The following is a 13786-nucleotide window of genomic DNA, read 5'->3' on the forward strand; positions in this document are numbered from 1 at the left end:
CGAGGGCTACTTGATGCCCGCTCGCATGAAGCTCTGCACGAACTGCCGCTGAAACAGCAAGAACGCGATGAGCAAAGGGCCGGATGTCATCAGCGTAGCCGCGTTGATAACCGACCATTCCACTCCGGAATCAATTGCCGCAAACACCGAAAGCCCCACCGTCACAGGGCGCGTCTCCACTGAATTCGTAATGATCAACGGCCACAGGAAGTTATTCCAGTGGTGGCTCACGGACACGAGCCCATAGGCAAGATAGGTCGGTTTGGCGAGCGGGATGTACACCCGCCACAGAACGCCAAGAGGGCTTGCGCCTTCAACGCGCGCGGCTTCGTCCAGCTCCATGGGAATGGTCTTGAATGTTTGGCGCAACAGAAAAATGCCGAACCCGGACGCCATGTAGGGCAGCCCAATGGCGGCAATGGTATCCACGAGCCTCAGATCGCGAATGGTCTTGTAATTCTCCACGATCAGAATGTCCGGCATCACCAGAAGCTGCAACAGCACCAGCGCGAACAGGAAGTTGGAACCGGGAAAGGTGAAACGGGCAAAGGCATAGGCCGCGAGCGTGCACAGCACGAACTGGCCAATCAGGATCATGCTCACCAAAATCGTGGTGTTGAAGAAGTAGCGCGCAAACGGGGTAGCCGCCCAGGCTTCCTGAAAATTCTCCAGAGTCACTGGTGCAAACAGCTCAAAGTTCGCTTCATAGGCTGCCGGGTGAAACGCCGTCCAGATAGCATAGAGCAACGGGGCCGCCCACAACAGGGCCAGCGTCCATGCGCCGACGGTGTTGAGCAGGCGGTCATAGTCAAACCGCGGCTTTTCCGCGAGTTCGGCATTGATGTGAGAAAGGGTCTGGCTCATCGGTAGTGCACCTTGCGGTCCATGAAGAAGAACTGGCCGAGGGCGATCAGCGACAACAACACCAGAAGCACCACCGTCAAGGTGGCGGCATAGGCGGTATCCCAGAACTTGAAGGCCACTTCGTAGATGTAAAACAGCAGCAGAGAGGAGGCATTGTCCGGACCGCCACCAGTCATGGTGAAGATATGGTCCACCATTCGGAACGAGTTGATGACGGCGTTGATAGACACAAACAGCGTGGTCGGCATCAACAGCGGGAAGGTCACCCGCCAGAAGAACGTGCTCCGGCTTGCCCCTTCAATGGCTGCGGCCTCCCGTAAAGACGGTGGGATGGTCTGCAGCGCGGCCAGATAGAAGATCATGAAGAACCCGGCTTCTTTCCAGATCGTCACCACCATCATGCAGATCAGCACCGTCTCCTGAGAACCCAGCCAACTGTTTTCCGGCAAGCCGAAAAAGCCCATGCGGATCTGGTCAATCAACCCGAAACCCGGCGTGTAGAAGAACAGCCATATGTTCGCGACAGCAATCAGCGGCAGCACGGTCGGGGCGAAAAAGGACATGCGCACCAAACTGCGGCCCTTTAGTTTGTCGTTCACCCACAAGGCCATCAGAAGCGATAGGAAGATGGAAGCGGGAATGGTCGCCAGCGCGTACCACAAATTGTTGGTAAGCACCTTCCAGAAGGTGGGGTCGTTGATCAGGTTCTCGTAGTTGGCAAGGCCTACAAACTTGGCCTCGCGTCGCCCACGCGGTGTTGAAAAGAAACTGTTTATGACTGTGGTCACCGCCGGAACATGGGTGAACGCCATCAGCATCACCATGGCAGGGAAAAGCAGCAGCCAGCCATAGATCCATTGCAGGCGTTGGGTCATGGTCAGTGTCCTTGCAAGAGCGCGTGTTCGGGGCAGGGAAACGGAGCCGGCACGTGACCGGCTCCGCAGATCATCAGCGGTATTCTGCGAGAATGCGGTCGGCTTCGGCCTGCGCGTCCTTCAGAGCCTCTTCGGCGCTCTTCGTGCCGGTGATTGCGGCATGCAGGGCGTCATTGAAGATGCGGGTGATGCGCTGGTTCTGGTAGGTGGACAGTTCCGCCACAGCAAACTCCAGCTGCTCGCGGGCCACCAGAGCAGGTGGGAAGTCGGCAACATAAGCCTTCATCTCGTCGGTTTCCCAGGCAGCAGGCGTAGGCGCAACATAGCCGGTTGCCATGGACCACTTGGCAGCCTGCTTAGGCGCGGTGATCCACTTCACGAAATCGACAGAAGCGCGCTTCTGCTCATCGGTGGAATCCTTGAAGATGTAGAAGTTACCGCCACCGGTCGGCGCGCCGCGGCGCTCCTTGGCAGGCAGCATGGCCACACCGAAGTCGAACGGCGCGTTGTCACGCACGTTTGTCAGGTTGCCGGTAGAGGTCCACATCATAGCAGTGTTGCCTTCAAAGAAAGCTTTCGGGGTGGAGCCCCATTCGATGATGCCCGGTGCCATCACTTCGTGCTTGGTGGAAAGGTCCACGAGGTACTGAAGAGCTTCAACAACCTTCGGGTCATCGAAGTTGGTCTTGTTCCCTTCGGAGTTTGCCAGAATGACACCGTTCTGCGTGGTCAGACCCTGGAACAGCCAATAAGGGAAGCCAGAGGAAGGAATACGCACGCCCCACTGGGTTACGTTGCCGTTGTCGTCTTTCTTAACCAGCTTCTGGCCGAAAGAAACCATTTCTTCCCAGTTTGCTGGTGCCTTTTCCGGGTCAAGGCCTGCTTCCTTGAAGGCTTCCTTGTTCCAGTAAAGAACTGGCGTGGAGCGCTGGAAAGGAATGCCGTAGGTCTTGCCGCCCGTCTGGGAGTTCTCCATGAAAGCCGGGTAGAAAGAGTTCAGCCATGCCTTGTCGTCGTCAGAAGTGGCGATCTCGTCAAACGCAACAATCACGTCTTCATCAATCAGGGTGAACATGTCCACGGACAGGATCACGGAAAGCTGAGGAGGGTTGCCACCGCGCGCCGCAGTCAGGGCCTTGGAAACGGTGTCCTGATAGGAGCCGGCGTAAATCGCGTCGATCTTCACGTCCGGGTGCTGCTCCATGTAGGAGTTGGTCAGCTCTTCAATGGTTTGTGCGGCCTTGCCACCCACTGCAACCGGAAAATAGAACTCCAGATCCACAGCATGTGCGCTTGCAAGCGTACCAAGGGAAAGGGCAGCGGCAGATGCCGCCATCGTCAAGGACTTGAAAAGGGATTTCATGGATGTATATCCTTTAATTGCCTCTATGTTCGGGGGCATTCCAGTGCGCTTCCCGCCAGTAGGGCGGCGCGCTTTCAAGCCGGATTGAGTTGCAGCTCTTCCGGCTTGATTACGTCCCGGCGTTTGCCGGTTGTTCGGTTGAAGGTCAGGCTCTTGGCGGCATCCCATGTCAGCTTCATGGTGTCTCCCGTCTTCACAGCCTTGCGGCCCGGCACACGGGCCACCAGCTGCGCGCTTCCCACCTTGAATGTTGCAAGGGTATCGGCACCCAGATATTCCGTTGCTTCCACGCGCGCGGCCACGCCGGCCTCGTCACTCAGCTCAATGTCTTCCGGACGAATGCCAAGCAGCGCGTCTTCCGGGGCCTCCGGAAAAAGGTCGGGGCCGCTCAATTCGGCATCGCGCAGGCCGTGAAGCTCGGCAATGTTCATGGGCGGTGTCCCAATGAACCGCGCTGTGAACACGCTGCCGGGATAGGTGTAGAGCTCATGCGGACTGGCGGCCTGCTCCACCTCTCCATTGTTCAACAACACCACCTGATCGGCCATGGTAATGGCCTCGGTCTGGTCGTGGGTCACATACACCATGGTCAGGCCAAGCTTCTGCTGCAGGGCGCGGATTTCCACCCGCATCTCGTGGCGCAGCTTCGCATCTAGGTTGGAAAGAGGCTCATCCATCAGGCAGATCGGCTTTTGCGAAACGATCGCGCGGCCAAGGGCTACGCGTTGCTGCTGCCCGCCGGAAAGCTGCGAAGGTTTGCGTTCAAGCAGCGCGCTGATCCCAAGGATCTCTGCCGCCCGTTTCAAGCGTTCATCCCGGTCCGCGCGCGAGACACGGCGCACCTTCAAGCCAAACAGGATGTTTTCCGCAACGCTCAGGTGCGGAAACAACGCATAGTTCTGAAAGACCATGGCCAAGTCGCGCTGGGCCGGGGAGGCATGGGTAACGTCCTTGCCGCCAATGATAATCTTGCCGGATGTCGCCTGCTCCAGACCTGCAATAAGGCGAAGGGTCGTGGACTTGCCACAGCCGCTCGGCCCCAGAAGTACGGTAAAAGAGCCGCTTGGAATGGACAATGAAATGTCGTTGACGGCGTTCAATCCACCCCAGCTCTTGGTCAGATTGGCGAGTTCAACGCTGGTGGAGCTGGTGTCTTGAAGGGTCATGTCTTCTGATCCGGGTTGCAGATAACAAGCTCTGCGTTGGATTTGGCAATCAGGCGCATAATCGCCTCTGGCGGCTCGCGATCGACGAAGATTTTCGTAACATCTGTGATCCAACCGCCGCGCACATGGGCATGACGGCCAAACTTCGAGTGGTCGAGCACCAGATAGGAGCGACGACAATTGGCAAGGATCGCCTGACGGGCAGACACTTCGTCCTCGTGGAAGTCGAGCAGGGTGCCGTCTGCATCTACGCCCGCCACACCAAAAATGCCGATGTCGAATTTATACCCCTTGAAGAACTCTTCGGCCTTCAGGCCCAGCACATCGCGGTCGCCGTGGCGCAGGCGTCCGCCCGCAATCGTCACGTCGGTGACCGGGTTCTTCAAAGCGGCAATCGCCACATTTATGTTGTTGGTGTAGACCTTTAGCCCCTCATGGGTGTCCAGAGCCTGTGCCACCATCTCTGGCGTCGTACCAATGGAAAACCCAAGGCTGGCACCGTCTGGTATTTGCCCGGCGACGACGGAGGCAATGCGCTTTTTAGCGTCCAGATTCAGGATCTTGCGGGCCGTGTAAGCAATGTTGTGCGGCGTCGCAGGTTCGTCCACGCCGCCATGCACGCGGCGCAATAGCCCCAGCTCGCTCAGCCGATTGATGTCGCGGCGAATGGTCTGCGTGGTCACGGAGAACTTCTCCGCCAGCAGTTCAACACTTACAAAGCCGCGGGCCTTCACCAGCTTGAGGATCTCGGATTGCCGCGGGCTAATGCTCTGATTGGAGGGTGATAGGTCGCTCAACTCAGTCCACCACATTGTTTTATTCAAATGAACATTGCCGCGCTCATATGAAACTAATGTGATGGTTTGCTGAACTTTTGACTTCCCTTAACGAAAATAGGGAGGTCTGCTTAATCAGGTGAGCTGAGTGAAAAACTTGAGACGCGCCTTGTGCGCTTCAGCGATATGATGCCGTGCGGCCCTGTCTGCACGATCAAGATCACGCTTCACAATCGCGTCTACAATCTCTGCGTGCTCGTCAATCGCTTGACGACGACGGTCATCGTCCGTCAGCGTGGTGCCAGCCAACAACAGCAGAGACAGCCGCATATGGTCGATCTGCTCAACCAGATACCGGTTGTGCGAGGCAAGGTAAAACCGGCGGTGGAATTCGCGGTTGGTGCGGATCAAGCGCTCCGCATCTGCAAGGTGCTCTTTGTCAGAGGCCACCATCTCTTCTAGAATCTCGATCTCCGCACTCGAAGCATGTTGGGCAGCCAAGCGTCCCGCAGTGCCTTCCAGCACTTCACGCAGAAAGTAGAGTTCGCTGATCTGGTTGTGGTCCAGCGTGGGGATCACCATGCCCCGGTTCGGTTCATGAACCGCAAGCCCCTGTGCCTCAAGGCGCTTCAAGCCTTCGCGGATTGGTGTCCGGCTTACGCCAAATTTTTCCGCCAGCTCCGCTTCTCTCAAACGGCTGCCCGGTTTGAGCTCACGTGCTTCAATGGCTTTGATCAGGAGGCGGTAGATTTCCGCCCCGTTTGGAGAGTTGGCAACCACGGTATCTCTACTTTCTCCTAGGGACTTCAGCATGAGTTGCGGATGTAAAGACCCACAGCTCCCTAATTCTTTTAGCAAAATAGCAGGGTACCGCAACGGTCCCTGCTATAAAACATCGTGGTTCTCGTTATGAGTGTGGATTTATGCGCCGCCAGCAGGCCAAGGACCGTGGAAACCGGAGCCTTCCTTGTCTGTGCGCTCAAATCCGTGCTGACCGAAGAAGTCACGCTGACCCTGAATGACGTAGGCCGCTGTCCGCTTCTGGCGCATCATCTCAAATGAACCCATGGCTGCGGCAAGACCCGGCATTGGAATGCCGGAGAGGATCGCTTTGGAGAGCGTCTCCCGCAGGCCCGGTGCCGCATCCTTCATGCGCTCTGCAATGGTCGGTGCCAGATACAGAGAAGGCAGCTCAGGATTTTCATCATAGGCAGAGGCGATCTCATCCAGAAAGCGGGAACGGATAATGCAGCCTTGACGCCAAATCCGGGCGATCGTGCCCATTGGCAGGTCCCAACCGTTCTCTGTGCCGCCTGCAGCCAAAACCGCAAAGCCTTCTGCATAAGCCGCGATCTTGCCCGCAATCAGCGCGCGCTCGCAGGCATCAATGCCAGCCTGCTTGTCTTCCCAGGACTGCGGCACTTCGTTGTTTGGATAGATCTCGGCGATCTCCTGACGCAGCGCCCGGTTTGCGGAAATGCAGCGCGAGGCGACAGCAGCGTCAATGCCGGTGGCTGGTACGCCAAGCGCATGCGCTTCAACGGCAGACCAGCGGCCGGTGCCCTTTTGGCCCGCCGTATCAAGGATCACTTCCAGAATTGGCTTGCCGCTGTCCTCGTCGATCACGCCCATCACATTGGCGGTGATTTCGATGAGGTAAGAAGCCAGAGGGCCTTCGTTCCACTTCTTGAACACGTCAGCCTGCTCTGCGATGGAAAGCCCGAGGCACTTGGTCAGCACTTCATGCACTTCTGCGATCATCTGCATATCGGCATATTCAATGCCATTGTGCAGTGTCTTCACAAAGTGGCCAGCGCCTTCCGGTCCCATCAATGCAGAGCAGGGTTCGCCATCATGCTTGGCGGAAATCGCGTCAAGAATTGGCTGAATGCGGGTATACGCAGCTTCAGATGCGCCCACCATGATGGACGGACCGTGACGCGCGCCTTCTGCGCCGCCGGAAACACCCATGCCGACAAAGGTGAATGGCGTGTCGGCCAGCTCGCGATAGCGGCGGTTGCTGTCGTGGTAGTCGCTGTTGCCAGCATCAATCAGAATGTCGCTCTCGGAGAGGAACGGCTTCAGCGCTTCAATCTGCTGATCAATCGCTTCGCCCGCTTTCACCATCATGATGATCGGGCGCGGGGCCTTGATGGCCTTCACCAGTTCTTCAAGGCTGTAGCACGCGATGAACTGATCTTTCAGATGAGCCGCATTTTCCATGAAGGCTGTTGTCTTTTCCGGCGTCCGGTTAAACACAGCAACCTTGTATCCATTATCTGCAATGTTCAGGGCCAGGTTGGCACCCATGACCCCCAGTCCGATGAGGCCGATATCCGCCTGTGTCATGTCAGAACTCCTGAAGTTGTTCTTGTCGAGAACCGTTTCTTGCGCGGTTCGGCTTTGTCGCCCCTATGCAGCATTTGCACGCATTAAAACTCTGCCAGTGGCATAGGCAAAAAAATGGGCCTTGCCAAGTGCCAAGACCCATTCTCTCTCATTGATTACCGCAGATTAGCTCCGGGTGGCTGAAAGGACCGCATCTGCTGCGGCCTTGAGTGACTCGGCGCTCTGGCGCAGCTGCGCTTCCTCTTCCGGTGTGATGGAAGGAAACAGCGTGGCCTCAATGCCCTTGGCACCCACAACGCGTGGAATGGAAAGCGCAATGTTCTTCACGCCCACGATTTCCGGGTTCACCATGCTCAGGCCGATCACGGCATGCTCGTTGTGCAAGATCGCTTTTACGATGCGTGTCAGACCAGCGCCGATGCCATAGTTGGTGACGCCCTTGCCTTCGATGATCGAATAGGCCGCGCGCCGCACGCCCACGTCAATCCTGGCTTTGACCTCTTCGGTCAGCGGGCGGCCAATTTGCTCGGCGAATTTATGGGCGCTGGTGTTGCCCGCCTTGGCACCAGACCAGATCAGCACTTCACTGTCACCATGCTCCCCAAGCACATCCGCATGAACGGAAATGGGGGAAATGCCAAGGTGCTGCCCAAGCAGCGTGCGGAACCGAGCTGTGTCCAAGATGGTGCCCGAACCGATCACGCGGTACGCTGGCAGGCCGGAGATTTCCGTTGCAACACTGGTCATGATGTCCACCGGGTTGGCCGCAATCAGCAAGATCGCATCCGGGGCATACTTCAAGACCTCGGGAATAATGGTGCCAAACACCTGCGCATTACGGGCCAGCAATTCGATGCGGCTCTCGCCGGGCTTCTGGCCAACACCTGCGGCGATAATCACCACCTTGGCGCCCGCCAGTTCCGAGTAATCACCGGCGCGCACCTTCACCGCATGGGAAAACGGGGTCGCATGCCAGATATCTTCCGCTTGGGCGATTGCAAGTTTTGGGTTGTAGTCGACCAGAACCAGTTCATTTCCCACGCCATTCAGCACAAGCGCGTAGGCCGCCGTACTACCAACAGCGCCAACACCAACAACACCAATTTTCATCACACTCTCCAGAGGGTTCACGAACCTTAAGAACTCTTAGGGTTGGTTCATGGCAATCTGCAACCTTAGTCTAAGCAAAACAGCAGGACGTGACAAATTAGCGCTGACACGAGCCACAGAAAAACGTCGATCTGCCATTTTGCACCACGCGTTCAATGGTGCCGCTACAGTCCGGCTTGCGGCAGGGCTGGCCCTCTTGATCATAAACGGCAAAGCTGTGCTGGAAATAGCCAAGAGAGCCGTCGGTTTGAACGTGGTCTTTAAGCGTCGAGCCGCCCGCTTCTATGGCCTCTGCCAGCACGTCGCGAATGCAGGTTGCTAAAAGGTCCCGCTTTTCCTTTTTCTTGGCACCTCGCCCGCTGATGCTGCCCGCTGCAGCAGATGGGTTCAGCCCGGCTCGCCACAACGCCTCGCATACATAGATGTTGCCAAGGCCTGCAATGAACTTCTGGTTCAACAGCGCAGCCTTGAAGCTGGTCTTCTTGCCCTCAAAGATGTGGCCGAGATAGGCGCCGTCCAGCTGGTTGCCGAGGGGCTCGATCCCCATTTGCGCAAACAGCTTGTGCTCGTGCAGGCCCCGTCGCTCAATCAGATCCATGAAACCAAAGCGGCGCGGGTCATTGTAAACCACACGGGCGTGGGCCCCGCTTTGTTCGTTGTTCAGATGAAACACCACGTGATCATGCTGGGGCAGCTTGGAGGCCGGGTAGTAGGTGTCCGCCAGCGGCGCGCCGTTTTCCGATACGTCGATGCGGAACGAGCCGGACATGCCCAGATGCATGACAAGCACATCACCGCTTTCCATGTCACCCATCAGGTATTTCGCCCGGCGTCCAAGGCTGGTCATGCGCACGCCGGTCAGGCGTTCAACAAACTTGTCGGGAAACGGAAAGCGCAAGTCAGGCCGGTTCTGTTCAATCCGCGTTATGATTGATCCCTCAAAATGGGGCGCGAGGCCACGGCGAACCGTTTCCACCTCTGGTAATTCAGGCATGGTTGATCCAAGTAATGAGTGGACGCATGCTCCGGTTGATACCGTTGCATATCTGAGCCGCAACAATAGCGCTCCGGAATATCCTGTACTATGGTCCGCAGCGAATTGGAGAAAAATTGAAAAAATGGCGCGCGATACTTCTTCTACAGCTCGCAGTTCTGTGAGCGATCCCGCAGAAATGGCCACCAGCTTCGGTTTTACCACCGTCAAGGAAGGTGAGAAGCAAGACCTCGTGGATGACGTTTTCCACAAGGTGGCCACCCGCTACGACCTCATGAATGATCTGATGTCCGGCGGCATGCACCGGTTGTGGAAGGATGCCATGATCTCCGCGCTCAACCCACCCACTCACGGCGCCCGCCCTTGGCGGTTGCTCGACGTGGCTGGCGGCACGGGCGACATCGCGACACGGGTTGTCGAGCGCTCGGGTAAAACGGCCTCCGCCATCGTCTGCGACATCAATGGCTCCATGCTGGGTGTCGGCAAGGAACGCGCCGCAAAGGCCGGGTTGTCAGAGCACATCGAGTTTGTTCAGGGCAACGCAGAAGACCTGCCGTTCCCGGACAGTCATTTTGACGCCTACACCATCGCCTTTGGAATTCGCAACGTGCCGCAGATCGACAAAGCACTGCAGCAGGCCCATCGCGTTTTGAAGCGCGGCGGCCGCTTCATGTGCCTTGAGTTCTCGCAGGTGGATGTGCCCGCCCTCGACAAGGTCTACGACCTGTTTTCGTTTCACGCGATCCCGAAAATGGGCGCGATGGTCACGGGCGATGGCGATCCTTACGCCTATCTGGTCGAATCGATCCGCAAGTTCCCGAACCAGGAACGCTTTGCCGAGATGATCCGCCGCGCCGGGTTCCAGCGTGTCACCTACCGCAACTACACAGGTGGCATTGCCGCTCTGCACTCTGGCTGGAAACTGTAACCGAATATGCTCAAATCCATTCTGCCGTTTTTCCGTCTGGTCATTGCAGGCTTCGTCATGGCGCGCGAAGGGGTGTTCGGCCTCGCATCGCTGCCAGACACGCCGCCCGCCGCGCGTCTTGCACTTCGCATCATTCGTCTCGTCGAGCGGCGCGGCGTTCAGAAGAAGGACGCAGCGGCCCGCCTGACAGACGCGCTGAACCGCCTTGGGCCCTCTTACATCAAGCTCGGCCAGTTTCTCGCGACCCGGCCGGATGTGGTGGGTCGTGAGGCGGCAAAGGAGCTGTCTTCGCTCCAAGACAATGTGCCTGCTTTCGACACCAATCACGCGCGCGCCACCATCGAAGACCAGTTCGGCGTGAAGGTCGAAGAACTCTTTGAGGAATTTGGCGAACCGATCGCTGCAGCGTCCATCGCGCAGGTTCACACGGCGCAAATTCGCACGCCCTCCGGGGAGCTTGAGAAGGTCGCCGTCAAGGTGCTGCGCCCGGGCGTTGAGCGCCGCTTCCAGCGCGATCTTCAAAGCTTTTATTTGGCGGCTAATTTTGTCGAGCGCTTTGTGCCTGCCAGCCGCCGCCTGCGCCCGCTTGCCGTGGTCGACACACTGGCCCGCAGCGTCGCGGTCGAGATGGACTTCCGCATGGAAGCCGCCGCGCTCTCCGAGATGGCTGAGAACATCAAGGAAGATCCGAACTTCAAGGTGCCTCAGGTCAACTGGCCCCGCACGTCCCGCTCCATTCTCACCATGGAATGGATCGACGGCATCAAGCTGACCAATCTGGAAGCGGTTGAAAACTCAGGTCACAACCTGCCAGAGCTTGGCAACCACGTCATTCAGAGCTTCTTGCGTCACGCACTGCGCGACGGCTTCTTCCACGCCGACATGCATCAGGGCAATCTGTTCGTTCAGGACAACGGCACCCTCGTTGCCGTGGACCTAGGCATTACCGGGCGGCTCGATGTGGCCGAGCGCCGCTTCCTTGCCGAAATTCTCTATGGTTTCATCACCCGCGACTACCGCCGTGTTGCCGAGGTTCATTTCGAAGCAGGGTATGTCCCGTCAAATCAGGATGTGGATGTGTTCGCGCAGGCGATCCGCGCCATCGGTGAGCCCATTCACGGGCACGACGCCAGTGAAATCTCCATGGCGCGTCTGCTCACACAGCTGTTCGAAGTGACTGAGCTGTTCGACATGCACACCCAGCCTCAGCTGATCATGCTGCAAAAGAACATGGTCGTGGTGGAAGGCGTGGCCCGCACGCTGAACCCGCATCTGGACATGTGGCGCACGGCAGACCCGGTGGTGCGCACCTGGATCCAGAGCAACCTCGGACCCGGCGGCAAGATTTCAGACCTGGCATCCAGCATTGGCGTGCTCAGCCGCATGGCGACCAGTCTGCCGATCCTTGCCGATCGCGCCGCGCGCCTCTCTGGAGATCTGGAGTCCATGGCCCATCACGGCCTGCGCTTTGACGAAAAGACCGCAGAGGCCATCGGCAAGGCAGAGGCGCGTCACAGCCGTTCCGGGCGCTGGGCGCTCTGGGTCATCGCGGCATCTCTGGCCGCACTGGCGTACTCGCAGATCGTGTGAGTCGGTCAAAAACCTATCTAAACTCAAGGCTGAGATGGGAAGGGCAGCATTCTGCAGCGCTTCACCTGCTCAGCCTTTTGTTTGTTCAGAAAAAACAAAGCTCTCCCAGCGGTTTGTGCAGTGCGTGAACCTGTTTCATCCACTCCCCGACAATTTTAATTATGAATTGTAAGCGGGTTTAAAAAGCCGAAAACCTGATAGAACTGGTGTATTCATAAGTTGCCTTAGCGGAAGCAATGTGAATAAACTATTCTGATAAGCGCTGCGTGGAGAGAGACAGTGTCAGACCACTCAGAATTGGGAACACGAGGAAGATTGTTGGACAGTGCGGAACGCCTGTTGGCCGAAAAGGGGCTGGCAAGCACATCCGTGCGCATGATCACGGAGCATGCGGGTGCCAACGTCGCTGCTGTAAATTATCATTTCGGCAGCAAGGAAGATCTTGTTCGTGCGGTCCTGAAACGTCGCCTCCGGGACATTGACGACATGCGCATCCAGCGCCTTGACGCATTGGAAGTGGGTGGTCGTAAGCCGTCGCAGGAAGAGGTCGTGCGTGCTTTTCTCGAGCCTCTCATCGTGCAGGGCATCTCAAGAGAGACGGGGCGTCTTGTGCCATTCGTGGTGTTGATCCGGCAGGTCTTGTCAGACCCTGAAGCTGGTCAGAAGATCATGAAGAGCTGGGAACCTTCCACCGTGATGGCCCGCACGTCGCAGGCCTTGGCCCGTGCTTTGGGCACGGAAACACCGTCCGGGCCGCGGGCGCAACTTCTCATGATGCTCATGCATAGTGCAGCGCTTGAAGCGCTCTACGTCATCACCGGGGCTGGCAACATGCCCTACGAGCAGACCATGGACAGTGACGAGGTGGTCGAAAGCACCATTCGTTATGTCACCAGCGGTGTTGGTGCCTTCTTCCAGGAACAGGACGTGTTGGAAGACGCTTGATTTCCTTTGAGAAAACGAGGCTATGGCGCTCCGGCGGTTTTCAACCGCATCGAAAAGCTCAGAACGGTGTCACCCGTCGCAGGGTTAAGTTGAGCCGGCCGCCGGCGCTAAGCAAGGGTGAGCTTCCCCACATCACTTTGGATATGCCGTGGTAGCACAGCCGCGCCGCGCCTCCGAACACGATCACGTCGCCAGAAGTCAGGGTGATGGATTGTGTCTTGCCACCTCGTGTGGTCTGGCCTACGCGAAAAAGCGCCGTGTCGCCGAGGCTCACGGAAACCACAGGTGCCTCAAAAGTGCTTTCATCCCTGTCTTGATGAAGGCCCATCTTGGCTCCTTCTCCGTAGAAGTTGACAAGGCATGCTTCCGGGGGCGCAAGGCACTCAGCCACATCTTCCCAAAGCTTCAGCATGATCTCCGGCATGGGCGGCCACGGCGCGCCCGTTGTCGGGTGTTCCCGCTGATAGCGGTAGCCGGTCCGGTCCGAAACCCAGCCGAGAGAGCCGCAATTGGTCATCTGCACTGAAAAAGGTGTCCCTGTGCGCGGCATCACGGGTTGATACAGCGGCGCTTGCTTCACAACATCCCGCAGCAGCGCCACCATAGCCCTTTGATCTGAAGCGTCAAAGTAGCCGGGGAAGTAGCGAAAGCCCTCTGGCAATGTGGTTGGCAGTTCAAGCAAAGCGGTGCCTCAAGTCCTTTCTCGCAAGGCCATTATAACGCGTAAAAGCTGCCTGATGAATGCAATTGCACCATTTGGCTTGCAACCTGCAACGCAAGGGGTGCTTAATGGCCTCAGCCACTAGCCAGTAAAGAGGGTGTCCAG

13 protein-coding genes are annotated in these 13786 nt (G+C 57.6%); 3 read left to right on the forward strand and 10 right to left on the reverse strand.

Annotated features, from left to right (window positions below; translation table 11 throughout):
- Positions 1 to 6: 6 nt before the first annotated feature.
- From PUV47_RS06935 to mutM, 9 genes are all read right to left on the reverse strand, one after another.
- Positions 7 to 864 carry a carbohydrate ABC transporter permease gene (locus PUV47_RS06935; protein ID WP_274217786.1) on the reverse strand — a complete coding sequence of 286 codons (858 nt, stop codon included), beginning with the start codon at positions 862 to 864 and terminating at the stop codon, positions 7 to 9.
- Positions 861 to 1739: a carbohydrate ABC transporter permease gene (locus tag PUV47_RS06940; RefSeq protein WP_274217787.1), complete on the reverse strand. Its 879-nt coding sequence runs from the start codon at positions 1737 to 1739 to the stop codon at positions 861 to 863. Before PUV47_RS06940 ends, PUV47_RS06935 begins: the two co-directional genes overlap by 4 nt.
- 73 nt (positions 1740 to 1812) lie before the next feature.
- Entirely contained in the window at positions 1813 to 3102 is a 1290-nt protein-coding gene (locus tag PUV47_RS06945) for an ABC transporter substrate-binding protein (RefSeq protein ID WP_274217788.1), read from the reverse strand.
- A gap of 74 nt (positions 3103 to 3176) precedes the next feature.
- Complete coding sequence (locus tag PUV47_RS06950; RefSeq protein ID WP_274217789.1) at positions 3177 to 4268, reverse strand: ABC transporter ATP-binding protein; 1092 nt, start codon at positions 4266 to 4268, stop codon at positions 3177 to 3179.
- Positions 4265 to 5065 (reverse strand): DeoR/GlpR family DNA-binding transcription regulator, encoded by an 801-nt coding sequence (locus tag PUV47_RS06955; protein ID WP_274217790.1) that lies wholly within the window; start codon positions 5063 to 5065, stop codon positions 4265 to 4267. The genes PUV47_RS06950 and PUV47_RS06955 overlap by 4 nt, the downstream gene beginning before the upstream one ends.
- Before the next feature lie 114 nt (positions 5066 to 5179).
- A complete protein-coding gene (locus tag PUV47_RS06960) occupies positions 5180 to 5824 on the reverse strand; it encodes a GntR family transcriptional regulator (protein WP_274217791.1) in 645 nt (214 codons plus the stop codon).
- 141 nt (positions 5825 to 5965) lie between these two features.
- Complete coding sequence (gene gndA, locus PUV47_RS06965) at positions 5966 to 7393, reverse strand: NADP-dependent phosphogluconate dehydrogenase (protein ID WP_274217792.1); 1428 nt, start codon at positions 7391 to 7393, stop codon at positions 5966 to 5968.
- A gap of 165 nt (positions 7394 to 7558) precedes the next feature.
- The gene (locus PUV47_RS06970; RefSeq protein WP_274217793.1) at positions 7559 to 8503 is read right to left on the reverse strand and encodes an L-lactate dehydrogenase; all 945 of its coding nucleotides are present in this window, start codon (positions 8501 to 8503) and stop codon (positions 7559 to 7561) included.
- A 97-nt stretch (positions 8504 to 8600) separates the two neighbouring features.
- A complete protein-coding gene (gene mutM, locus PUV47_RS06975; RefSeq protein ID WP_274217794.1) occupies positions 8601 to 9497 on the reverse strand; it encodes a bifunctional DNA-formamidopyrimidine glycosylase/DNA-(apurinic or apyrimidinic site) lyase in 897 nt (298 codons plus the stop codon).
- Positions 9498 to 9621: 124 nt separating this feature from the next.
- Here mutM and ubiE point away from each other — a divergent pair, with 124 nt between their 5' ends.
- From ubiE to PUV47_RS06990, 3 genes are all read left to right on the forward strand, one after another.
- Positions 9622 to 10425 carry a bifunctional demethylmenaquinone methyltransferase/2-methoxy-6-polyprenyl-1,4-benzoquinol methylase UbiE gene (gene ubiE / locus PUV47_RS06980; protein WP_274217795.1) on the forward strand — a complete coding sequence of 268 codons (804 nt, stop codon included), beginning with the start codon at positions 9622 to 9624 and terminating at the stop codon, positions 10423 to 10425.
- 6 nt (positions 10426 to 10431) lie between these two features.
- Positions 10432 to 12015 carry a 2-polyprenylphenol 6-hydroxylase gene (gene ubiB, locus PUV47_RS06985; RefSeq protein WP_274217796.1) on the forward strand — a complete coding sequence of 528 codons (1584 nt, stop codon included), beginning with the start codon at positions 10432 to 10434 and terminating at the stop codon, positions 12013 to 12015.
- Positions 12016 to 12294: 279 nt separating this feature from the next.
- Positions 12295 to 12960, forward strand: coding sequence for a TetR/AcrR family transcriptional regulator (locus PUV47_RS06990; protein WP_274217797.1), 666 nt, complete (start codon positions 12295 to 12297; stop codon positions 12958 to 12960).
- Between the two features lie 58 nt (positions 12961 to 13018).
- Here the strand turns inward: PUV47_RS06990 and PUV47_RS06995 are convergent, their stop codons facing one another.
- Positions 13019 to 13642, reverse strand: a complete 624-nt coding sequence (locus PUV47_RS06995; RefSeq protein WP_425313741.1) for an alpha-ketoglutarate-dependent dioxygenase AlkB family protein — start codon at positions 13640 to 13642, stop codon at positions 13019 to 13021.
- Between the last annotated feature and the right edge of the window lie 144 nt (positions 13643 to 13786).

The sequence above is a fragment of the Pseudovibrio exalbescens genome (assembly GCF_028737195.1).
Classification (GTDB): Bacteria; Pseudomonadota; Alphaproteobacteria; order Rhizobiales; family Stappiaceae; genus Pseudovibrio; species Pseudovibrio zosterae.

Coding starts and splice junctions, on each gene's coding strand:
- PUV47_RS06970 (WP_274217793.1), bottom strand. CDS start 8,503: ATGAAAATTGGTGTTGTTGGTGTTGGCGCTGTTGGTAGTACGGCGGCC.
- ubiB (WP_274217796.1), top strand. CDS start 10,432: ATGCTCAAATCCATTCTGCCGTTTTTCCGTCTGGTCATTGCAGGCTTC.
- ubiE (WP_274217795.1), top strand. CDS start 9,622: ATGGCGCGCGATACTTCTTCTACAGCTCGCAGTTCTGTGAGCGATCCC.
- PUV47_RS06950 (WP_274217789.1), bottom strand. CDS start 4,268: ATGACCCTTCAAGACACCAGCTCCACCAGCGTTGAACTCGCCAATCTG.
- gndA (WP_274217792.1), bottom strand. CDS start 7,393: ATGACACAGGCGGATATCGGCCTCATCGGACTGGGGGTCATGGGTGCC.
- mutM (WP_274217794.1), bottom strand. CDS start 9,497: ATGCCTGAATTACCAGAGGTGGAAACGGTTCGCCGTGGCCTCGCGCCC.
- PUV47_RS06940 (WP_274217787.1), bottom strand. CDS start 1,739: ATGACCCAACGCCTGCAATGGATCTATGGCTGGCTGCTGCTTTTCCCT.
- PUV47_RS06945 (WP_274217788.1), bottom strand. CDS start 3,102: ATGAAATCCCTTTTCAAGTCCTTGACGATGGCGGCATCTGCCGCTGCC.
- PUV47_RS06935 (WP_274217786.1), bottom strand. CDS start 864: ATGAGCCAGACCCTTTCTCACATCAATGCCGAACTCGCGGAAAAGCCG.